Source organism: Sphingomonas sp. (genome assembly GCF_048594985.1).
GTDB lineage: Bacteria > Pseudomonadota > Alphaproteobacteria > Sphingomonadales > Sphingomonadaceae > Sphingomonas_I.
Window position 1 is genome coordinate 1 of the sequence record NZ_JBMDXG010000286.1, and the last position, 21,169, is coordinate 21,169.

Annotated in this window: 22 protein-coding genes; 14 read left to right on the forward strand and 8 right to left on the reverse strand. The window is 68.9% G+C overall.

Going from position 1 to position 21,169, the window contains the following annotated elements:
* The 5 genes from ACOJSF_RS11475 to ACOJSF_RS11495 form a co-directional block, all read left to right on the forward strand.
* Positions 1-748, forward strand: a 748-nt coding sequence (locus ACOJSF_RS11475; RefSeq protein WP_420142332.1) for a DsbA family protein, incomplete at its 5' end; no start/stop codon positions are given.
* A 22-nt stretch (positions 749-770) separates the two neighbouring features.
* Positions 771-1,517: a DsbA family protein gene (locus ACOJSF_RS11480; RefSeq protein WP_420142333.1), complete on the forward strand. Its 747-nt coding sequence runs from the start codon at positions 771-773 to the stop codon at positions 1,515-1,517.
* 30 nt (positions 1,518-1,547) lie between these two features.
* Positions 1,548-4,949 carry a chromosome segregation SMC family protein gene (locus ACOJSF_RS11485; protein ID WP_420142334.1) on the forward strand — a complete coding sequence of 1,134 codons (3,402 nt, stop codon included), beginning with the start codon at positions 1,548-1,550 and terminating at the stop codon, positions 4,947-4,949.
* A 2-nt stretch (positions 4,950-4,951) separates the two neighbouring features.
* The gene (locus ACOJSF_RS11490) at positions 4,952-5,188 is read left to right on the forward strand and encodes a hypothetical protein (protein ID WP_420142335.1); all 237 of its coding nucleotides are present in this window, start codon (positions 4,952-4,954) and stop codon (positions 5,186-5,188) included.
* On the forward strand, positions 5,188-5,343 hold the full coding sequence (locus tag ACOJSF_RS11495) for a hypothetical protein (RefSeq protein ID WP_420142336.1): 156 nt from the start codon (positions 5,188-5,190) through the stop codon (positions 5,341-5,343). The genes ACOJSF_RS11490 and ACOJSF_RS11495 overlap by 1 nt, the downstream gene beginning before the upstream one ends.
* A 7-nt stretch (positions 5,344-5,350) precedes the next feature.
* Here the strand turns inward: ACOJSF_RS11495 and ACOJSF_RS11500 are convergent, their stop codons facing one another.
* Positions 5,351-5,980: a YitT family protein gene (locus ACOJSF_RS11500; RefSeq protein WP_420142337.1), complete on the reverse strand. Its 630-nt coding sequence runs from the start codon at positions 5,978-5,980 to the stop codon at positions 5,351-5,353.
* Between the two features lie 89 nt (positions 5,981-6,069).
* Here ACOJSF_RS11500 and ACOJSF_RS11505 point away from each other — a divergent pair, with 89 nt between their 5' ends.
* From ACOJSF_RS11505 to ACOJSF_RS11520, 4 genes are all read left to right on the forward strand, one after another.
* Positions 6,070-6,516: a GFA family protein gene (locus tag ACOJSF_RS11505; RefSeq protein WP_420142338.1), complete on the forward strand. Its 447-nt coding sequence runs from the start codon at positions 6,070-6,072 to the stop codon at positions 6,514-6,516.
* Entirely contained in the window at positions 6,497-7,267 is a 771-nt protein-coding gene (locus ACOJSF_RS11510) for an alpha/beta fold hydrolase (protein ID WP_420142339.1), read from the forward strand. Before ACOJSF_RS11505 ends, ACOJSF_RS11510 begins: the two co-directional genes overlap by 20 nt.
* Before the next feature lie 95 nt (positions 7,268-7,362).
* Complete coding sequence (locus tag ACOJSF_RS11515) at positions 7,363-8,505, forward strand: diguanylate cyclase (protein WP_420142340.1); 1,143 nt, start codon at positions 7,363-7,365, stop codon at positions 8,503-8,505.
* A complete protein-coding gene (locus ACOJSF_RS11520) occupies positions 8,502-9,650 on the forward strand; it encodes a diguanylate cyclase (RefSeq protein WP_420142341.1) in 1,149 nt (382 codons plus the stop codon). The genes ACOJSF_RS11515 and ACOJSF_RS11520 overlap by 4 nt, the downstream gene beginning before the upstream one ends.
* Here ACOJSF_RS11520 and ACOJSF_RS11525 read toward each other — a convergent pair.
* Entirely contained in the window at positions 9,647-11,089 is a 1,443-nt protein-coding gene (locus ACOJSF_RS11525; protein ID WP_420142342.1) for an AMP nucleosidase, read from the reverse strand. The two genes, ACOJSF_RS11520 and ACOJSF_RS11525, sit on opposite strands and share 4 nt — an antisense overlap.
* Before the next feature lie 5 nt (positions 11,090-11,094).
* On the reverse strand, positions 11,095-11,577 hold the full coding sequence (locus ACOJSF_RS11530) for a peroxiredoxin (RefSeq protein WP_420142343.1): 483 nt from the start codon (positions 11,575-11,577) through the stop codon (positions 11,095-11,097).
* A gap of 107 nt (positions 11,578-11,684) precedes the next feature.
* Here ACOJSF_RS11530 and ACOJSF_RS11535 point away from each other — a divergent pair, with 107 nt between their 5' ends.
* The gene (locus ACOJSF_RS11535) at positions 11,685-12,251 is read left to right on the forward strand and encodes a YqgE/AlgH family protein (RefSeq protein WP_420142344.1); all 567 of its coding nucleotides are present in this window, start codon (positions 11,685-11,687) and stop codon (positions 12,249-12,251) included.
* A 6-nt stretch (positions 12,252-12,257) separates the two neighbouring features.
* Here the strand turns inward: ACOJSF_RS11535 and queE are convergent, their stop codons facing one another.
* The 4 genes from queE to rimO form a co-directional block, all read right to left on the reverse strand.
* Positions 12,258-12,902 (reverse strand): 7-carboxy-7-deazaguanine synthase, encoded by a 645-nt coding sequence (queE, locus tag ACOJSF_RS11540; RefSeq protein WP_420142345.1) that lies wholly within the window; start codon positions 12,900-12,902, stop codon positions 12,258-12,260.
* A gap of 11 nt (positions 12,903-12,913) precedes the next feature.
* Positions 12,914-13,624 (reverse strand): 7-cyano-7-deazaguanine synthase QueC, encoded by a 711-nt coding sequence (gene queC / locus ACOJSF_RS11545; protein WP_420142346.1) that lies wholly within the window; start codon positions 13,622-13,624, stop codon positions 12,914-12,916.
* A 154-nt stretch (positions 13,625-13,778) separates the two neighbouring features.
* Positions 13,779-14,669, reverse strand: coding sequence for an Hsp33 family molecular chaperone HslO (locus ACOJSF_RS11550; RefSeq protein WP_420142347.1), 891 nt, complete (start codon positions 14,667-14,669; stop codon positions 13,779-13,781).
* Positions 14,670-14,771: 102 nt separating this feature from the next.
* Complete coding sequence (gene rimO, locus ACOJSF_RS11555; protein ID WP_420142348.1) at positions 14,772-16,118, reverse strand: 30S ribosomal protein S12 methylthiotransferase RimO; 1,347 nt, start codon at positions 16,116-16,118, stop codon at positions 14,772-14,774.
* Between the two features lie 162 nt (positions 16,119-16,280).
* On the opposite strand from rimO, the gene ACOJSF_RS11560 reads away from it, so the two are divergent.
* The 4 genes from ACOJSF_RS11560 (at position 16,281) to ACOJSF_RS11575 (ending at position 20,178) form a co-directional block, all read left to right on the forward strand.
* Positions 16,281-17,264: a glycoside hydrolase family 43 protein gene (locus ACOJSF_RS11560; RefSeq protein ID WP_420142349.1), complete on the forward strand. Its 984-nt coding sequence runs from the start codon at positions 16,281-16,283 to the stop codon at positions 17,262-17,264.
* 32 nt (positions 17,265-17,296) lie between these two features.
* A complete protein-coding gene (locus ACOJSF_RS11565; protein ID WP_420142350.1) occupies positions 17,297-18,250 on the forward strand; it encodes an alpha/beta hydrolase in 954 nt (317 codons plus the stop codon).
* A 211-nt stretch (positions 18,251-18,461) separates the two neighbouring features.
* Complete coding sequence (locus ACOJSF_RS11570) at positions 18,462-19,427, forward strand: hypothetical protein (RefSeq protein ID WP_420142351.1); 966 nt, start codon at positions 18,462-18,464, stop codon at positions 19,425-19,427.
* 133 nt (positions 19,428-19,560) lie between these two features.
* A complete protein-coding gene (locus tag ACOJSF_RS11575; protein WP_420142352.1) occupies positions 19,561-20,178 on the forward strand; it encodes a DUF4142 domain-containing protein in 618 nt (205 codons plus the stop codon).
* 65 nt (positions 20,179-20,243) lie between these two features.
* Here ACOJSF_RS11575 and ACOJSF_RS11580 read toward each other — a convergent pair.
* On the reverse strand, positions 20,244-21,169 hold a 926-nt coding region (locus ACOJSF_RS11580), incomplete at its 5' end, for a DUF5597 domain-containing protein (RefSeq protein ID WP_420142353.1).

The following is a 21,169-nucleotide window of genomic DNA, read 5'->3' on the forward strand; positions in this document are numbered from 1 at the left end:
TCGCGGCGAGCAGCGGGCCGCCCAGGGTCGGCGAGCCCACGATCAAGGGACGGAACGATTGAGCCTGCTCCGCAACGCCGCCGCTGCGTGTGCCACCATCTTACTGGCGGTGGCGCCCGCCCCCGCCGCCCCGGCGCGCGACTGGTCGAAAGTGACGTCGCGTACGCCGGCGGGCGCGTTCGTGCAGGGCAATCCCGCCGCAAAGGTGAAGCTGGTCGAGTATTTCTCGCTGACCTGCCCGCACTGCGCGGCGGTGGAGGGGGAGGCGATCCCACAGCTCACCGCCAAATATATCCGTACCGGAATGGTCAGTTACGAGGTGCGCCACGCGCTGCGCGACGGCTTCGATTTCGCGGCGTCGATGGTGGCGCGCTGCAACGGCCCGGCGGCGTTCTTCGACCTCACGCCGGTGCTGTTCGCGCAGCAGCAGGCGTGGATGGAGAAAAGCGCCGCCTGGGCGCGCGAGTCAGCCCCCAAGGAGCAATTGCCGCCCGAGCGGCTCCTGCCTCTGCTGGCCGATGGCGCGGGCTTCGCGACGATGCTGGCTGGCCGGGGCTTCACGCCGCAGAAAGTGCGCGATTGCGCCGGTAACGCCTCTGAACAGAAGGTGCTTGTCGCGCAGGCAGAGGAAGCGTGGAAGCGGCCCGGTTTTCCCGGAACGCCCGCCTTCCTCATCAACGGCACGCTTGCGACCGGCGTGACCAACTGGGCCACGCTCGATAGCGCGCTCACGGCCGCACTCAAATAACACCCACGGAAAGAACAGCTCGATGATCCGCACTCTCGCTTTCCTCGCCGCCGCCACGCTCGCGGTGTCGGCCTGCTCGGACGACAAGTCGGCGGTCACCGCGCCGGCCACCCCCGTCGCGGCGGTGCCGCCGCCGGCCGGCAAGGCGTGGAGCGATGTCGTCGCGGTCACGCCCGAGGGCGGTTTCCGGATGGGTAATCCCGACGCGCCGGTGAAGCTGATCGAATATGCGTCCTACACCTGCCCGCATTGCAAGGTGTTCGAGGAGACGGGCGCCCCCCCGCTGATCGAGAAATACGTCAAGTCGGGCCGGGTGAGCTGGGAATATCGCTCGCTCCTCCTGCACGCGCCCGACGCGCCGCTGACCTTGCTGATCAACTGTCGCGGTGCGGACCCGTTCTTCACGCTCAAGCCGCAATTGTTCGCCGCGCAGGAAGAGATGCTGGATAAGCTGACCAAGCTGCCGCAGGCCGAGCAGCAGGCGCTGCAGACCATGCTCCAGTCCGCGCCGCCGGCCACGCAATTCCAGATTCTCGCCGATCGGACCGGGGCGTTCGGCTTCTTCGGCGCGCGCGGCCTGTCGCGCCCGCAGGCGCAGGCCTGCCTGTCCGACCAGAAGGCGCTCGACGCGCTGACCCAGCACCAGCAGCAGGCGGGCGAGCTGGGCGTCAACAGCACGCCGAGCTTCCTGATCAACGGCCAGCTCCAGGCCAATACGGCAAGCTGGGAGCAGCTCGAACCGTTGCTGCGTCAGGCGCTCGGCGCTTAAGCCGCCGTCACGGATCCGGGGGCGGGGGCCATGCGGATCAGGAAGCTGCGGCTCGCGGGGTTCAAGAGCTTCGTCGAACCGGCCGAACTGCTGATCGAGCCCGGGCTGACCGGTGTGGTCGGCCCGAACGGTTGCGGCAAATCCAACCTGCTTGAGGCCATACGTTGGGTGATGGGCGAGGGGAGCCCCAAGTCCCTGCGCGGCGGCGGGATGGAGGACGTGATCTTCGCCGGCACCGCCAGTCGGCCCGCGCGCGATTTTGCCGAGGTGTCGCTGCTGACCGATCAGGACGGCCAGGAGACCGAGGTCGTCCGCCGGATCGAGCGCGGCGCTGGCTCCGCCTATCGCATCAACGGCAAGGACGTGCGCCAGCGCGACGTGGCCTTGCTGTTCGCCGATGCCGCGACGGGGGCGCATTCGCCCGCTCTGGTCAGCCAGGGGCGGATCGCGGGGGTGATCGCCGCCAAGCCGGTCGAGCGCCGCCAGATGCTGGAGGAGGCGGCGGGCATTGCCGGGCTCCACGTCCGCCGGCGCGAGGCGGAGATCAAGCTGCGCGCGACCGATGCCAACCTCCAGCGGCTCGATGAACTGCTGGGCGAGATGGATACGCGGATGGCGGCGCTGCGACGGCAGGCGAAGGCCGCCGCACGCTATCGCGCGCTGTCGGAGGAGATCCGCCTGGCCGAGGCGCGTGCCTTGTTCGCGCGCTGGCGCGAGGCCGCCGCAGCCGCCGAAACCGCGCGGGCCGAAGCGAATGCCGCCGAGGAGGCCGTCGCAAAAGCTAGCGAGGCGCAGCGCGCCGCCGCCGCACATTCGACCGCCGCGACCACCGCGCTGGCGGAGGCGCGGTCCGGCTCCGAGACCGCGCGCGAGGCGGCGAGCCGCGCGCGCTTCAAGGTCGACGGCGTGCAGCAGGAGAAACGCTCGGTCGAGCGCCGCCTCGACGAACTCGGCCGACAGGCGGCGGCGCTGGCGGGGGATCGCGCGCGTGAGGATACGCTGGCGGTCGATGCCGCTGCCGCGCTCGAACGGCTCGCGGGCGAAGAGCGGGATCTCGCCCGCGCGTTGGCGGCTGCCGAGGATCAGAAGGACGCGATGAATGCGGCGGTCGGCGAGGCGGAAAGCGCCGCCCGCGATGCCGACGTAGCCTCCGCGCAGGCGATGGCGCCCGCTGCCGCCGAGCAGGCCGAGATGCGCGTAGCCGAAAGCGCGGTCGTCGCTGCTCGCCAGCGCGCGGCGCGCGCCGATGCGGCGGTCGCGCAGATCGATCGGGAAGCCGCCGCGCTCGAGAGCGAAGCCCCGCTGCTCGCGCGACTGGAGAGTGCACGTGACGCGCATGCGCGGGCTAACGCGCAGCTTGGGGTACTGGCGAAGGCATTGGCGGATGCGGAAGCGCGGCGCGACGAAGCTGCGCAGGCGCGCGAGGCGGCCGAAAGCGCGAGCGCCGCCGCGCGCGCGACGCTGGCCGGGCTGGAAAGCGAGGCACGGGCGCTGGCAAGCGCGCTGTCGCACGTGAAGGGCGACCGCGCGCTGACCCGGCTGACCGTGGCCCCCGGTTATGAACGGGCGCTGGCGGCGGCCTTGGGCGACGATCTCGACGCCCCGCTGGCGCCCGGCGGGGCGCGTGGCTGGGCCGGTGCGTCGGCCGATCCCGCCGATCCGCCGCTGCCCGAGGGTGTCGAGGCGCTCGCGCTCCACGTTAAGGGGGGCGAGGCGCTCGCGCGCCGGCTGGCGCAGGTCGGCGTGGTCGACGTCGATGAGGGAGTCCCGCTCGCGGTAGGCCAGCGGATCGTGACGCGCGACGGCCGGCTGCGGCGCTGGGACGGCTATTTCGCGAACGATGTCGGCGCTGCGGCGGCGGAGCGGCTTATCCGCGCCAACCGCCACGCCGAACTGTCCGCGCAACTGCCCAGCGCCCGCGACGCGGTCGAGGCCGCTAGGGCGACGCAGGACGCCGCCGCGCGGGCGCAAGCCGAAGCGCGTGGTGCGATCGATGCGGCGCGCGGGACGATCGCGGCCGCCGAACAGGCGCTGCGCCAGGCGCGGCGCTACGAGGATCAGGCGACAGCGGCGATCGAACGCCGCGGTGCCGCCGCCGCCGCGCTCGCAAGCCGGTGTGGCCCGATCGAGCAGGAGCAGGCGGACGCGCGGGATGCGCTCGTGGCGGCCGAGGCGGCGCGGGCGACGCTCCCCGATGGCGCTGGCTCCCGCGCGGAGGTAGCGCGGCTGGGTGCACTGGCCGAGGCGGCGCGGGCACGGCTGGCCGAGGCGCGCGGCAAAGCGCTCGCGCTGGCGCAGTCGATCGAGCATGACCTGCGCCGGCAGCAGGCCGCGCGCGCCGAGGCCAAGGGCTGGAAGTCGCGCGCGGGCGACGCCGCGCGCCGCATCGCCGAGATGGCCAAGCGGGGCGAGGCGATCGCCAAGGAACAGGGGACGCTGGCCGACCGTCCGGCCGCGCTGGAACGCGCGCTGGCCGCGCTGGCGGGGGAAGCCGACGCAGCCGAAGCGGCGGCACGCCTCGCGCGCGAGGCCGAGCTTGCCCGCGAAGCCGAACTGCGCCGGATCGAGGCGGCGGTGGCGGGCGTGGGCGAAACGCTCGCCGCCGCGCGCGAGGCGCGTGCAGGTGCGCAGGCACGCGCCGAGCATCAGGAAAGTCGCCGCGCCGAATTGTCGCAGCAGGCGGGCGAGCGCTTCCAATGCCCCGCCGCCGTGCTGGCGGACAGGGTGGGATTCGATCCCACCGCGCTTCGATCGGCTGCGGAGGAGGCGGCGCGGCACGACGCACTTGTTGCCGACCGTGAGCGGATCGGCCCCGTCAACCTCGTCGCCGAAAGCGAACTGGCCGAGCTGGATGGGACGCGCGCGACCAGCATCGCCGAGCGCGACGAGCTTCATCAGGCGGTCAATCGCCTGCGTGGTTCGATCGGCAGCCTCAACCGCGAGGGGCGGCAGCGCCTGCTCGCCGCATTCGAGGCGGTCGACGGCCATTTCCGCCGGCTGTTCACCACCTTGTTCGCGGGCGGCGAGGCGCATCTCGCGCTGATCGACAGCGACGATCCGCTCGATGCGGGGCTGGAGATCATGGCGCAGCCGCCCGGCAAGCGGCTGGGGAGCCTGACGCTCCTGTCGGGCGGCGAGCAGGCGCTGACGGCGGTCGCGCTGATCTTCGCCTTGTTCCTGACGAATCCCGCGCCCATCTGTGTGCTGGATGAGGTCGACGCGCCGCTGGATGATGCGAATATCGAGCGTTTCTGTGACCTGCTCGTCGCGATGACGGGCGAGACCGAGACGCGGTATCTGGTCGTCACGCACAATGCGGTGACGATGAGCCGGATGCACCGATTGTTCGGCGTGACGATGATCGAACGGGGTATCAGCCGGTTGGTCTCGGTCGATCTGGGCGGGGCGGAACGGCTGCTGGCGGCGGAGTAGAGATGGCGACCCGATACCGTGTGATCCACCAGCGCAAGGGCGCGATCGAGGCGATGTTCGCCGGGCGTGCCTACCGCGACTGGTACATCGCGCAGACCCGGCGCTGGTTCGGCTGGCGCGAGATCAAGGTCTGTCCGACGCCCGAGGAGGCGGAGGAGGCCTGCCGGCTGCATGCGGGCGGCACGCTGCTTCCGGATGGGGGACGGATCGTGGCGGAATTCGTCGGACCGGACGACTGATGGTCAACGCGACGCTCGCGATCGGCGAATTCATGCTGATGCTGGTCGGGGCCGCCTTATGGGTTGGCGGCGGATTTCTGTTGGCCGCGCTGGCCGGGATCGGCGCGATCGGCGGCGTGGCGTTCGCGGCACGGCGCTGGCTGAGGGCCCGCTGACCGCCGATCAATAGCCTGTGTAGCGGCCGGGGCGGTGGAAGGTGATCAGCACGCTCGACATCGCCGCCGCGCTCACCGCCGACAGCAGCACCTGTGCCGGCGGCAGCGCGAACAGCGCCACGACCATGATGCAGCAATCGATGGCGAGCTGCGTGCGCCCGGCATTCCAGCCGCGCTTCTTCTGCAGCCAGAGCGTGAGTACGCCCGTCCCGCCGACGCCCGCCTGATGCCGCGCGAGGCTGAGCACGCCCATGCCGATCACGGTGCCGCCGAACAGCGCCGCGAACAGCGGATCGACGAAGTCGAACCGCAGCAGGCTGGGGCTGAGCAAAGTCAGCACGGTAACGCCCGTGCTGACCACGATGGTTTTGAGCATGAAGCCCGTGCCCATCGCCGCGCGCGCGAGCAGGAAGAATGGCAGGTTGATGAGCGTGAACAGCCATCCGGGCGACAGCGGCACGATGTAGGAGACGAGCAGCGCCACGCCCGCAACCCCGCCGGTGACGAGCCCGGCGGCGTGGAGGCACACGATCCCCAGGACGATCAGCGCGCAGCCGATGAAGAGCGCGTAGATGTCCTCCGCGCGCGTGTGCCGCTGTGCGGTCTGGTCCGAAAACAGATCGGTATTGTGCGGCACGCGAGGCTCCCTCAGCCCTCGGCATCTCTCCCGGCCCGCCTTGCCAGCGGCACCATCCCATGCAATCGCCCAAGCCGAAAGGTGGGCCCATGGTCAAGACGATGACGGGCGGATGCCAGTGCGGGCGCGTCCGATATTCGGCCGAGGTCGCAAGCGACGACGCCTATCTGTGCCATTGCACGATGTGCCGCCGCGCGACCGGCGGCGCCTCGATCGCGTTCGTCAACCTGCCCATCACGGCGGTGACGTGGGACAGCGAGCCCGACTGGTATCGATCCTCGCCGATCGCCGAGCGTCCCTTCTGCGCGGGGTGCGGCACGCCGCTCGGCTTCCGCTTCGTTGAGGATGCGACCAACATCGATCTGACGCTGGGATCGTTCGATGACCCGGCGCGGTTCAGGCCGGTCCACAATTATGCGTCCGAAAGCATCCTGCCCGCATGGCAGGACACGTCGCACCTTCCGGGCCTACGCTCGGACGAAAACTCCTCCGTCGTCGATCGCTGGATGAAGCACGTTGGCAAGCTCCCCGACTGATTACCCGGTTCAATATTTCAAGGCCGACGACGGTGTCCGCCTCGCCTATCGCGAGTTGGGGACCGGTCGGCCGCTGGTGCTGATCCATGGTCTGTTCTCGAACGGCTGGGTTAACTGGATCCGCTACGGGCATGCCGCGCTTTTGGCCGGGGCCGGCTTTCGCGTGATTATGCCCGACCTGCGCGGCCATGGCGAAAGCGAGGCGCCGCACGATGCCGCCGCTTATCCGCCGGACGTGCTGGCACGCGACGGCGCGGCGCTCGTGCGGCATCTGAACCTGAGCGACTATGATCTGGGCGGCTATTCGCTCGGCGGGCGGACTACGCTGCGCATGATGATCGCGGGCGCCGCGCCGCGCCGCGCGGTGGTTGCGGGCATGGGGCTGCGCGGCATGCTCGACACGCACCTGCGCGCGGACTTCTTTCGTGACATGCTGGCCGGCCTGGGAACGCATCCACGCGGTTCCGGGGCCTATATGGCGGAAGCGTTCCTGAAGAGCACCGGGGGGGATCCCGCCGCCATGCGGCCGCTGCTCGACAGTTTCGTCGATAGCGAAGCGGGGGAGCTCGCGGCGATCGATGCGCCGATCCTCGTCCTGTGCGGTGTCGATGACGACGATAACGGCTCGGCCGCCGACCTGGCGCGCAGCCTGGCGCGGGGGCAACTCGCCGAGATACCCGGCAACCACATGACAGCGGTGCTGCAGCCCGGCCTCGGGGCCGAAATCTCCCGTTTTCTTCTGGCGGCCTGATCGGTCAGGCGCGGTCCTGCGCGCTTGACGACTGGGACATTTGCGGCTTTTTCCTGTTTCGTAAGGGGGCAAGCGGGGGGCGCAGCGACTCCGCGATGTCGATTTTCTCTCTTCTGATCGCCGTGGGGCCGTGCCTGCTGATGGCGATGGCTGCCATCGCGCAACTGTTGGTCCATGCTTATCTCAGCCGCGCGCGCCACGGCCTGTTCTGGGCGGCGGCGTTCGCGGCCGGGGCCATGCAATGGGCGATCATGACCGGGCAGGGGATCTTCGCCGGGCGACCGCTTCACGGGGGAGTGATCGCCGATCTGTTCGGCATGGCGAGCCCCTTGCTCTTCGCGGAGGGGTTCCGGCGCCGGGCGGATTTGCACGCGCCGTGGGTCTTGCCGGCAATCGCCATGATCGGCGCGACCCTGCTGATCGCGACCGCGCCGCCGCCGCGCGTGGCGATCCGTGCCGCGATCAACCCGCTGCTCGCCGCGACCGCTTTGGGGTGGGCCGCGACGATGGTGCGTCGCCGCGACGGCCACGACTTCACGATCGAGGCGGCGATGACCGGCGTTCTGGGCGCGATCGTGAGCGTCCACCTGATCGCCGCCTCGCTGGCGGGCGCGGAGCAAATCGGCTGGCTCGCAGGGCATCGCGCCTATGTATTGCTCTATGCCGTTACGGTCGCGCCGGCCTGTGCCGCGATCGCATTGTTCACGCTGCTCCTCACCGCGCATGATTTCTCGGTCGAGCTCCGACGTCTCGTCCATACCGATCCGTTGACCGGCGTGCTGAACCGGCTTGGATTTGACGACGCGATCCGACGGCTCCAGCGCAGGGGCAGGCGGCCGCTGGCGATCGCGGTCGCGGACATCGACCATTTCAAGCACATCAACGACACATATGGGCACGCGGCCGGCGATGCGGTGCTCGCCCGCTTCGCCGGGCAAGTATCGGATGGGCTACGCCCTGAGGATTGCGTCGCCCGCGTGGGCGGGGAGGAGTTCGCTATGCTGCTTCCCGGCATGGATGGGCCTGCGGCCCACGAGCGGATCGACTCGCTGCGCGAGCGGATGCGCGACCTCGCGATCGACGGCCATCCGGGACTGGCGGTGCGCGCGAGTTTCGGCGTGGCGGACTGGCGGCCCGACGAATCAATCGAAGCCATGCTCGAACGCGCCGATCACGCGCTCTATCTGTCGAAGCGTGCCGGGCGTGACCGGACGACGCAGGCGCCCGACAGCGCATGATGGACACCGCTCTGTTCGTCCGGGTGGCGCTGGTCTCTACGACGATGACGATGGCCCTGGTCATGGCACTGGCATGGCGCGACTTCGATCGGCCCCGTCATATCGCGATGTGGGCCGGGGCGTTCGGCCTTGCGACGATTATCTGGCTGATCGGGCTGATCGTGCTCGCCCGACCTTCATGGGACTGGCTGCGCACCGTGATGTTCGCCGTCATGGGCTTCGCGTCGCTGCTCAACACGATGGGATTTCGCGCGCGGTCGGGATCGACACGGCACGACCGCTGGATGATTCCGGCCGCGGCGGGGCATGCGGCGGTGCAGATCGCCCTGGTGCTGGCCGGCGCCGGGCTGGCGGAAATGCTGATCCCGCTCAACCTGTTCAACGCGGTGATGCTGTGGCTCGCGGCGCGCCCCTTGCGCGGACGGCGGCGGGGAGAGCGCGTGGCCGAACGCGTCGCCGAAGGCGGGCTTCTGCTGCTGTCCGTTGCCAGTGCCGCCGCCGCGCTGCTGCTGCTGGGCGTGGTGGTGGAACACGTGACGATGGACGCGCGCGTCGTGGTGGAAAGCGCGATGCTCGTCATGCCCGCCGCTTTGGTCGGCATCGGCCTGTTCGCGATCATCCTGCTGGCCGCCGATCTCGCCGATCGCGCGCGGCGGCTGGCGGCGACGGATATGCTGACAGGCCTCCTCAATCGGCGCGGGTTCGAGGAAAGGGGCCGTGCCCTGTTCGAAAGCGCCCGGGCACAGGAGCGGACGCTGGTATTGGTGCTCATGGACCTGGACCGTTTCAAGCTGGTCAACGACCGCTTCGGCCATCCCGCCGGTGACCGATTGCTCTGTCAGGTCGCCCAGGCGTTGATGCCGGGGGCCGACCGGCGCGCGATCGTCGCGCGCATGGGGGGCGAGGAGTTCGCGATGATGCTGGCCGACACCGATCCCGTGCGAGCGTGCCGGGCGATGGAAGAGTTGCGCCTGCGCATCGCTGGCCTGACCCCCGACCTTCCCGACGCGCACCGCGTTACCGCAAGCTTCGGTCTGGCGGCGCTGCGTGAGGAGGATCGCGACCTGCATACCTTGCTGGGGCGGGCGGATGCGGCGCTTTACCGGTCCAAGGCCGAAGGACGAAACCGGCTCACGCTTGCCTAGCGGAAGGGTGGCTCGTTGAACGCGCGCAGCTTGCGGCTGTGGAGCTGGTGGCCGACATGGCGCAGTTCCTCCAGCGCGGCGATGCCGATCTGGAGATGTTCGGCGATCGCGCGTTCGTAGAAGCGATTGGCCTGCCCCGGCAGCTTGATCTCGCCATGGATCGGCTTGTCCGATACGCACAGGAGAGTGCCGTAGGGGACGCGGAAGCGAAAACCCTGCGCCGCTAGCGTCGCGGATTCCATGTCGATCGCGACCGCGCGGCTCTGGCTGAAGCGCAATGCGGAACTGGCGTAGCGCAGCTCCCAATTGCGATCGTCGGTCGTCACCACCGTGCCCGTGCGCAGCCGCGCCTTGAGCTGGTCGCCGCTCTGGCCTGAAACGGCCTCCGCCGCGCGGCCGAGCGCCACCTGCACCTCCGCGATCGCGGGCACCGGGATTTCGGGCGGCAGCACATCGTCGAGGACATGGTCGTCGCGCAGATAGGCGTGCGCCAGGACATAGTCGCCGATCCGCTGGCTTGGCCGCAATCCGCCGCAATGGCCGATCATCAGCCATGCCTCCGGCCGCATCACCGCGAGATGATCGGTGATCGTCTTCGCGTTCGACGGCCCGACACCGATATTGACCAGGCTGATGCCCGATCGATCGGGCGCGACCAGATGATAGGCCGGCATCTGGTGGCGGCGCCACGCGCTGTCGGCGATCGCGGCGGCGGGATCGGCATCGCCGGGGCGCATCTCCATCCCGCCGGCGCCGCTCAGCAGCGTGTAGCCCTTGCCGGCATTGAGTTCGGCATGCGCCCAGTGGACGAATTCGTCGACGTAGCGATGGTAGTTGGTGAAGAGGATATACTTCTGCAGGTGCGCGGGCGGCGTGCCGGTATAATGGCGCAGGCGGGCGAGGCTGAAGTCGACGCGGCCCGCTTCGAACAAGGCAAGCGGGCGCGGCGCGCCAGGACCGGCGGTGTCGATGCCGTCGGCGATCTCGTCGCCGATATGGCGCAGCTCCGTCGCCGGGAAAATCCGCGCCAGCTCGGCCGCAGCCGCGCCGGTCAGGTCGAGTTCGCTGTCGAGCACGTAAGGGTAGGCGATTTCCTCGTCGCTGCGTCCGACCGTGATCTCGACCCCGAAATCCTCGATCAGCAAGTCGAGCTGCTCGGCGAGGTAATCGCGGAACAGCGCCGGCTGGGTCACGCTGACCGCATAGTCGCCGGGAATGTGCAGCCGGCCGAAGGCGCGGCCGGGTGAGGAGGCGGCGCGGCGTCCATCATAGCGGACCCGGATTTCCGGGTAGCAGAAGCGCCCGGCGGCGCGATCGGCCGGGTCGGGCCGCTCGCCATCGGCCAGATAACGCGACAGCGCGGTGCGAAGCGCGTTCACCGACTCGCGGTGGATCGCCTCCAGCGCATCGACATGGGCGAGGCTCGCGGAGGTTGCCATGCCGATCAGAGCGCGCCGAGCAGGTGCGCGGCGGACGAGACGCGATACTCGCCCGGTGCTTCGACGAAGAGATGCTCGATCACGCCATCGTTGACGACCATCGCGAAACGCTGTCCGCGCCGCCCCATGCCAAAAGCGGAGGCGTCGAAATCGAGGCCCAGCGCGCGGACGAACTCGCCATTGCCATCGGCCAGCATGGTCACCTTGCCCTCAGCCCCCGCCGCCTTGCCCCAGGCATCGAGCACGAAGACGTCGTTCACCGCCGTGGCGACGATCTCGTCGATCCCCTTGGCGCGCAGCGCGTCTGCCTGCTCGACGAAACCGGGCAGATGGCGGACCGAGCAGGTCGGCGTGAACGCGCCGGGTACCGAGAAGAGGGCGACGCGCCGTCCGGCGAAAAAGGCCTGGGTTTCGACCTTTTCGGGGCCGGCGGCGGTCATCCGTGTGAGCGTGGCCGGGGGCAGCGTGTCGCCTGCCGCGATGGTCATCGTCCGTGTCTCCTCGGTCATTCGTACCGCCCTACCAGCGGCGGCGTCTCGTCGAAAGGGCGGCGGCGGTGGGTGGACCCGCCGGGTGTCGGGTTTATACTGCTGCCGTGCCACAGGAAGATTTCATCTCGCTGTCTGGACAATTCCTGCTCGCTTTGCCCGGCATCGGCGACCCACGGTTCGAGCAGGCGGTGATCGCTTTGTGCCTGCATCATCCCGACGGCGCGATGGGCATTGGCATCGGCCAGATCGTGCCGAGGCTGCGGCTCCACGCCTTGCTCAAGCAGCTCGATATCGCGCCCGGCGTGGCCCCTGACGCGCCGGTGCATGTCGGCGGGCCGGTCGATCCGCAGCGTGGCTTCGTCCTGCATACGTCCGACTGGCAGGGCGAGGATACGGTGAGCGTGACCGACGATCTCGGCCTGACCACGACGCTCGACGTGCTGCGGGCAATCTCGGAGGGGGAGGGGCCGGCGAAATGGCTGGTGGCGCTGGGCTATGCCGGCTGGGGCGAGGGGCAGCTCGACGGGGAGATGCGGCGCCATGGCTGGCTCACCGTGCCGTGGGACGAGGAACTGATGTTCGCGACGGCGGCTCCGGAGCGGTGGTTGCGCGCCTTCGCCTCGGCCGGGATCGACGTGCGGTTGCTGGCGTCGGTCAGCGGCAACGCCTGAGGAAGGTCAGCGCAGCCCGATCATCTTGTGCGTCTGGAGCGATAGCCGCCAGCGCGGGTGACGCAGCACGAAATCGACGCAGGCGGCGTGCGCCGCCCGAGGGTCAGACCCGTCGAGCGGTTGGACCAGCAGATGCGCGAAATCCCACCGCTCAATCTCGGCCACGTCCAGGCCGGGCTGCGGCCAGACCATCTTGAGCTCGTCGCCCGAACGCTGGCGGATGGCGGTGCCGCCCTTGGGGCTGACGCAGATCCAGTCGACCCCGTCCACCACCGGCAGCGTGCCGTTGGTTTCGATCGCGACGCGGAAACCGCGCGCCTTGAGCGCGGCGACGAGCGGAGCGTCGAGCTGGAGCATCGGCTCGCCGCCGGTGATGACGACCAGCGGCTGCCCGCCGGGTGCATCCAGGTCGCGCAACCAGAACCCCCAAGCGCGGTCGGCGAGCGCATCGGCATCGGCGAAGCGGCCACCGCCGTCCCCATCCGTGCCGACGAAATCGGTGTCGCAGAAGGTGCATTCGGCGCGGGCCCGATCGCCCTCGCGCCCCGACCAGAGGTTGCAGCCGGCGAAGCGGAGGAAGACCGCGCGCATGCCCGCCTGCAGCCCTTCGCCCTGCAGCGTCAGGAACATCTCCTTGACCGCGTAGCTCATCGTGCGGCGCCTTATTCCGGCGCGACGGCGTAGCGGGTGGGATCGGCCAGCCCCGCCTCGCGGAAGCCCTTGGCGCGCAGGCGACAGCTGTCGCAACGCCCGCAGTGCAGTTCACCTGGCTGCGGATCGTAGCAGGACCAGCTCATCCCCGCGTCGAGCCCGAGGCGGGCCGCCTCACGCGCGATGTCGGCCTTGGTCATGGCGAGCAGGGGGGTGCGGATGCGGAAGCGATCGCCCTCGACCCCCGCCTTGGTGGCGAGGTTGGCCATCGCTTCGAACGCGGCGATGAAGTCGGGCCGGCAGTCGGGATAGCCCGAATAATCGAGCGCGTTGACGCCGATGTGGAGCTCGCGCGCGCCGCTCGCCTCGGCCATGCCGAGCGCCAGGCTGAGGAAGACGGTGTTGCGTGCGGGCACGTAGGTGGAGGGGATACCGGGGCCGACGCCCTCCTTCGGCACCGCGATCCCGGCATCGGTCAGTGCCGATCCGCCGAAGCGGGTGAGATCGAGCGGCAGCACGACATGGCGCACCGCCCCCAGATGCGCGGCGATCCGCGCCGCCGCCTGAAGCTCGACCCGATGGCGCTGGTTATAATCGATCGTCAGCGCGACCAGCCGCAGGCCCGCCTCGACCGCGAGGCCCGCCACCACCATCGAATCAAGTCCCCCCGACACCAGCACCAGCGCGGTGTCGGCGGCGGAATCGGCCGCATCTGTCGTCATGATGCGACGGATAGGCGATCGAGAGCGCCCGCGCAAAAGAAAGGGCCGCCTGAACAGACGGCCCGAAGTTTGGCCCATGGGGCCTCTAGGGAGGACAGTGCCGAAAGGGCACGATTCGTCTGTACGACGGTCGCTCTAAACGCGCGGTTAACGGTCATGCGGCCAGCGGCTCGATCGCGAAGCGCTTCGAACAGAATTCACAATCGACCTCGATCACGCCCGCCTCATTGGCCATCGCCAATCGCTCATCCTCGGGGAAGCGGGCGATGACGCTCGCGACATGATCGGGATCGCAGCGGCAGCCCTTGACCGGCGTCGGGCCGGCCTGCGTGCGTACCTCTTCCTCGTTGAACAGCCGCCACAGCAGCGTTTCGAGCGGCAGGTCCGCATCGACCAGCTCGGGCTCGCGCACGCTGCCGCCGAGCGCCGCGACATGCTCCCATTCGGGATGATCGAGCCGGACGTGCAGCCGCTCGCGCCCCTCCTCGCCCTCCGGCAAATGCTGGAGCATGAGCCCGCCCGCAACGCAGCCGGCCGGCGTGCGCGCCACGCCGATGCGGATCAGGCTGGGGATCTGCTCGGACTGGGCGAGATAGGCCTGCGCCGCATCGGCGAGGCACGTGCCCTCGAGCGGAACGATGCCCTGATAGCGCTCGCCGGTCAGCGCCTGATCGAAGGTGATCGCGAGATAGCCCTTGCCGAACAGCGCGAAGAGCGAGGGATCGGCAGGCAGCTCGCCCAGCCGATCGGGATCGTGGCGGACATAGCCGCGCAGTTCGCCGCCACGATAATCGGCGACGAGCAATTCGATCACCCCGCCCTCGGTCTGCGCCTGGAGCGTGAGCTGGCCGGTCGAATCCTTGAGCGTCGCGCCGAGCAGAGCGGCGAGCACCAGCGCCTCGCCCAGCACACGCTCGATCGCGGGGGGATAGTTATGCGCGGAAAGGATCGCGTCGAGCGTCGAGCCCAGCCGGACCAGCCGGCCGCGCGCGCTGCGCGCCGGGATGGTGAAGGCCAGCGTCCGATCGATGGGGGAAGAGGTCATAGCGGGCATGTAGGAAGGACGAGCGGCGGTTTCCATCCGGCCCGGATTGGCGGGCGAAGTTGACGAAGTTGACAGGTGCGCGCGGTTCGAACCGAGGCGCGGTCAGGCGGGGACGCCGAACAGATCATGCTCGTCCGCATCCTCGATAAGGACGCGGACGACATTGCCCGGCTGGAGGCCCGACGTGTCGCGCAGAAGGACCTCGCCATCGATCTCGGGCGCGTCGGCCATCGACCGGCCGGAGGCGCCGCCGACGGCATCGGCGGCATCGATGATCACGTCGAGCGTGCGGCCGACCTTGGCGGCGAGCTTTTCGGCCGAGATGCGCGCGGTGAGCGCCATCAGGCGGGCGTAGCGTTCCTCCTTCACCTCCTCGGGCACCGCGCCGGGCAGGGTGTTGGCGGCCGCGCCCTCGACGGGTTCGAACCGGAAGGCGCCGACGCGGTCGAGCCGCGCCTCCTCCAGCCAGTCCATCAGGTAGCGGAAATCGTCCTCGGTCTCGCCGGGGAAGCCGACCACGAAGGTCGAGCGGATCGCGATGTCGGGCGCGATCGCGCGCCAGCCGCGGATACGGTCGAGCGCCTTGGCGTCGTTGGCCGGGCGCTTCATCGCGCGCAGCACCGGCGGGCTGGCATGCTGGAACGGAATGTCGAGATAGGGGAGCACCAGCCCCTCCGCCATCAGCGGGATGACGCGGTCGACGTGGGGGTAGGGGTAGACGTAGTGGAGACGGACCCACGCGCCCAATTGCCCGAGATTGCGGGCGAGATCGGTCATGTCGGCGCGCACCTCGCCACCGCCCTTCAGCGGGTAAGCGGCGTGGCGCAGGTCGAGCCCGTAGGCGCTGGTATCCTGGCTGATGACCAGCAGTTCGCGCGTGCCGGCGGCGACCAGTTTCTCCGCCTCGCGCAGGATCGCGTCGGGGCGGCGGCTGACGAGGTCGCCGCGCAGCGCGGGGATGATGCAGAAGGAGCAGCGGTGGTTGCAGCCCTCCGAAATCTTCAGATAGCTGTAGTGGCGCGGGGTCAGCTTGAGATCGCGGCCGTCGTCGCGCGCCTGGGGGACGAGGTCGAGATAGGCCGACGGCGGCACCGGCGCGGCGTCATGGACCGCGCCGACGACCTGCTCATATTGATGCGCGCCGGTGACGGCGAGGACCTGCGGGAAGCGCGCCTGGATCAGCTCCGCCTCCTTGCCCATGCAGCCGGTGACGATGACGCGGCCATTTTCGGCGATCGCCTCGCCGATCGCCTCCAGGCTCTCCTCCTTGGCGGAATCGAGGAAGCCGCAGGTGTTGACCAGCACCACGTCGGCGCCCGCATAATCGGGCGACATCTGATAGCCGTCGGCGCGCAGCTTGGTCAGGATACGCTCGCTGTCGACCAGATTCTTGGGACAGCCGAGCGACACCATGCCGACCTTGGGCGGGGAGGGGAGTGTCGTTGCCATGGGAGTGGGCGCCACATAGCGACGGCCGCGCGATTTTGCGAGGGGGCGCGCGAAATGCCGGTCCAGCCGCCGATTGACGATCCTATTTGTCGGACTATTGTCGATCGAAACATTCTGGAGAGAGACGTGGCGATGAAGACCAAGCGAGCAATATTTGCGGCATTGTCTCTGGTAGCGTTCTCATCCGCCGTTCCGGCTACGGCGCAGGCCGCGGCTCCCATCGCGCCCGGTTCCAATCCGCTGTTCCGCGACAAGTTCACCGCCGATCCCGCGCCGCTGGTCGTCGGCGACCGCCTGTATCTGTATACCGGCCATGACGAGGCGCAGCGCGACGAGATGTTCAACATGCGCGAGTGGCTCGTCTATTCGACCACCGACATGAAGACGTGGACCGACCACGGCCCGATCATGAAGGCCACCGACTTCAAATGGGCGAAGAAGGACGCCTGGGCGTCGCAGACCATCCAGAAGAACGGCAAATTCTGGTTCTACGCGGCGGTCGAGCATGACGCGACCAAGCCGGGCAAGGCGATCGCGGTCGCGGTGTCGGATTCGCCGACCGGCCCGTTCGTCGACGCCAAGGGATCGGCGCTGATCAGCAACGACATGACCCCGAAGGGGACGCACAGCTGGGAGGACATCGATCCCACGGTGTTCACCGACGATGACGGCACCACGTGGATCGCGTGGGGCAACCGCCAGTGCTACATCGCCAAGCTGAAGCCCAACATGATCGAGATCGACGGCCCGATCACCGAGATCACGCCGCCGCATTTCGAGGAGGGGCCGTGGCTGCACAAGCGCGGCAAGATGTATTACCTGACCTACGCCTCGCTCGACCGGTCCAAGCATCGCGACGAGAAGATTTCCTATTCGACGGCACCGTCGATCAAGGGGCCGTGGACCTATCGCGGCGAGCTGACCGGATCGGGCAAGTACAGCTTCACGATCCATCCCGGCATCGCCGAGTTCAAGGGGCAGTGGTATCTGTTCCTGCACAATGCGAACCTGGCGGTCGACGACATGAGCGGCGCGATCGGCCGGCGCGCGGTGACCGTCGAATATCTCCAGTACAATCCGGACGGCACGATGAAGCCCGTGACGCAGACCGAAGCGGGCGTTTCGGTGCCGCCGCCGGCCAAGTGATCCGGCAGCGATCATCAAAAAGGGAGAGGGCCATGAACGAGATGAAGACGGGAAAACGCGCGAGACCCCTTGGACGTGCGCGTATCGCGCTGGCCGCCGCCACGATCGCGGCCGGATGGGCGCTCGCGCCGGCGGCGCAGGCGCAGGCCGACAAGATGACGCCGATCGCGATCCCGGCGCAGCCGGACGCGATCACGCTCGATACCGGCCCGCTGCCCGGCGCGACCGTGAACGAAAGCTGGCACAGCCAATATGGCAGCGTCTTCGCGCGCAACGTTACCGTGGCCACGCTGACGCCGTTCCTGCCCGATCCGGCCAAGGCCACGGGCGCGGCGGTGGTGGTGGCGCCGGGCGGCGGCTTCCGCACGCTGTCGATGCAGAATGAGGGCTGGGACGTGGCGCGCGCGCTGGCGGCGCGGGGCGTCGCGGCGTTCGTGCTCAAATACCGGCTGAACCAGACGCCGCGCGACATGGCCGGTTTCGAAGAATCGATGCGCGCGATGTTCGCGGGCGTCGCGGGGACGCGGCCCGCGCCCGAAGCGGCGGCCGATCGGCTGGCGCCGCAGATCGCCGATGCGCGCGCCGCGTTCGCGCTGATCCGCAAGCGCGCGACGGAATGGCGCGTCGATCCGAACCGGATCGGCATGGTCGGCTTTTCGGCGGGCGCGATGCTGACCGTCGCGACCACGCTGAAGGGTGAGGACGCCAAGCCTGCCTTCATCGGCGACATTTACGGACCGCTGTCCGCCGTGACCATTCCGGCCGATGCGCCGCCGCTGTTCGTCGCGATCGCCGCCGACGACCCGCTGTTCGGCGGGATCGATTACGGACTGGTCGACAGCTGGCGCAAGGCGAAGAAGCCGGTGGAGTTCCACCTGTACGAACAGGGCGGGCACGGCTTCGGCATGTATCCGAAGAAGACGACGAGCACGGGCTGGTTCGAGGCATTCGCGAGCTGGCTGCGCATGCACGGCTTCGCCCGTTAAACGCCGTTCGCAGGCTCCACGCGTCGATCCGGCGCGCGTGGGGCCTGTTGGACGCGGTTGCCGCAATCGGGATGTCGGCGGTGGAGCGTCGGCCCGGTCGTCAAGGCTACGACGCGGGAGGGCGAATGCCGCCCCGGCCGTTTGACCGGCCTCCGCAGCGGCGCGGAGTTCCGGGCATTGTCAGTCCGGGGTGTGCGGGTAGGGCGGCGGCATGATCCGTGACACGCGAACCCCCACTCTTTCGCTCGCTTCCCGCCGCTTTCGGGCGATCGCGCTGATGGTGCTGGCAGCGGTCGCCGCGCCGGTCGCCGCCGCCGATACGCCGTCGGCCGCCGTCCCGCATGCGCCGGAGGTGCGGCTGGCCGGCGAGATCGTGACCCTGCCGATCGTCATGGTCCGCGAATATCCGTTCATCGAGGGCGAGGTCGCCGGGGTCAAAGGCAAGCTGATGCTCGACACGGGCATGGGCGAACCCTTCGTCATCAACGACCATCGCGTGCCGATGACTGGTGGCACGAAGATCGGCACGGGCTTCTTCGGCAGCGGCCAGACGTTCGACATCCGGTTGCAGGCGGGCGTCGACGGCGTCCGCATCGGCGCATTGCGTTATCCGCGCGTCACCAACGTGCAGAGCCAGGACGCGCGGATGCTGGAGCGGATCACGCCCGATTTCCTCGGCTGGGTCGGCCAAGCGGCGTTCGCGAGCCACGCGATGAAGCTCGATTACCGGCGGCTGACGGCGACCTTCTACAAGGGCGGTCCGGAGGCGTTCACCAGGGGCGAGACGGTCATCGCGGTGCTGCCGTTCGAGACGCGCAAGCTGCCCAACATTCCGCTGCTGCCGGCGCGCATCGGCGATCTGGACGCGATCGTCAGTCTCGACACGGGCATGAACGGTTCGCTCGCAATTTCCGAGGAGAAGCGGCAGCGGCTGGTCGCCGCCGGGCTGATCAAGCCGACGCAGGATCCCGAGGCATTCGACCTGCACGGCGTCCGCATCGCGGGCATGGCCGCCGCCACTTTCCCGGCGATCGAGGTCGAGGAGGGGCCGTCGCCGAGCGCCAAGTCGGTCGGGATCACCGAGGATACCGAGCTTGAGCTCGGTTACGTCTTCCTTCGCAACTATAAGACGGTGTGGGATTACCGCGCGAAGCGGCTTTATCTGCTGGCGCCGTGAGACGTACGGCCTGCTTATAACGGAGTGGGCCGAGCAAGTATCGGACTAACATAAGTTATGTATCGGAATTTTCTGCTTTTCCGGAACGCTGCCGCCGATGCCGCGTTGCTGCCGGAATTAACAGGAGGACCGGATGCTGCGTACTTTCCTTTTCGCGACGACCGCCGCGCTGACCTTGGCCGCGTGCGGCGCGGGGACCGATTCCACGCCGGCTAACGAAACCGGCATGGGCAATGGCGCGGGCACGACCATGGCCGAGGATACCGCCGCGCAGGGCGTGGGCGCCGCCGGCGCGCCGATGGTCAACAGCACGCCCGACTTCGTGACCGCCGCCGCGATCAGCGACATGTACGAGATCGAGGCGAGCAAGATCGCGCTCGATAAGTCGAAGTCGGCCGACGTGAAGGCGTTCGCGCAGATGATGATCAAGGATCATACCGCGACCACCGCCAAGCTGAAGGCGACGCTGGCCAGCGCGAACGTGCAAGCGACGCCGCCGACCGCGCTCGACGATCGCCGCCAGGGCCTGATCGACAATCTGAAGAGCGCGTCGGCCGCGGACTTCGACAAGGTCTATCTCGATCAGCAGACGGCCGCGCATCAGGAAGCGCTGACCGTGATGAAGAGCTATGCCGACGATGGCGACACGCCGGCGCTGAAGACGCTGGCCGCCGAGACCGCACCCAAGATCCAGATGCATTATGACGCAGTGCGCAAGCTGGATCGCGGCGGGGCCGACGGCACGAATTAATCGACCGCATAGGTTTGCCGAGGAGGGCCGTCCCGATGGGGCGGCCCTTTTCGGTTGCGGCGAACTTATTTGAGCGTCGCGAGCTTTACGCGGAGGAGCTGCGGCGTTGCGGTGAAATTGAGGCCCCAGTCGATCTGGTCGCCATTCCAGACGCGTTCGAACACCCAGTGCCCCTGCGCGTCATAATGCCCTTCCTCGACGCGCAGGACCTGCGTCTGCTCGCCGGGCTGCGGCTCGGCGAGGTCGAGTTCGACGCGGGCATGGGTGCCGGCGATGAGGAAGTCGTCCGCGCCAAGCGCCGCCATCACCGCCCCGCCCGAGGGGACCGCATTGCCCTTGGGCTCGTCGGTGCCGAACTGGGGGCGGCCGAAGGTGACGGTCGCGCGCCAGCGGCCGAAACGCATCTCCTGCCGGTGCTTCGCGGCGGGATCGGTCGGTTCGGCCACCCCTTGCGTTTTCCCCTCCAGCGCGAGCGCGGGCCAGATGGAGCGCACCTTGTCGAACAGGCGATAGTTGAGCGCGAATGCCTCGACGGTCTCGTCGTCGAGCTTCTCCGCGCCGAGCGGGAAGTTGAGGTAGCCGGTCTCATCCATGCCGAAGGGCGAGAAGCCGATCGCGCCGCGCCCCATCGCCGCGAAGAAATAGCGCGCATAGGCGCGGGCATTGCCGGTTTCGGGCACGAACAGGGCATTGTCCGGGCGGCGATAGAGATCGAGGAACTTCAGATAGGCGGCGTGATCGGGATTGTAGATGTCGGGCGCGGCGACATCGATGCTCGGCGCGGCGGCCTTCCAGATGTCGAGCATGGCCGGCACGGGGCCGCCCGAGGCGTAGCTGTCGGGTGACTGCCACACGTCCGGGCGGCTGGGCAGAGCGGCGTTGACGAACATCGGCAGGTTCTTGACCGCCTTGCCGGCGGCGGCGATGCGATCGACGTAGCTGGCGAGATGCCAAGTCTGGAACGCGGCGTCGGCATCGCGCCCGAACATTT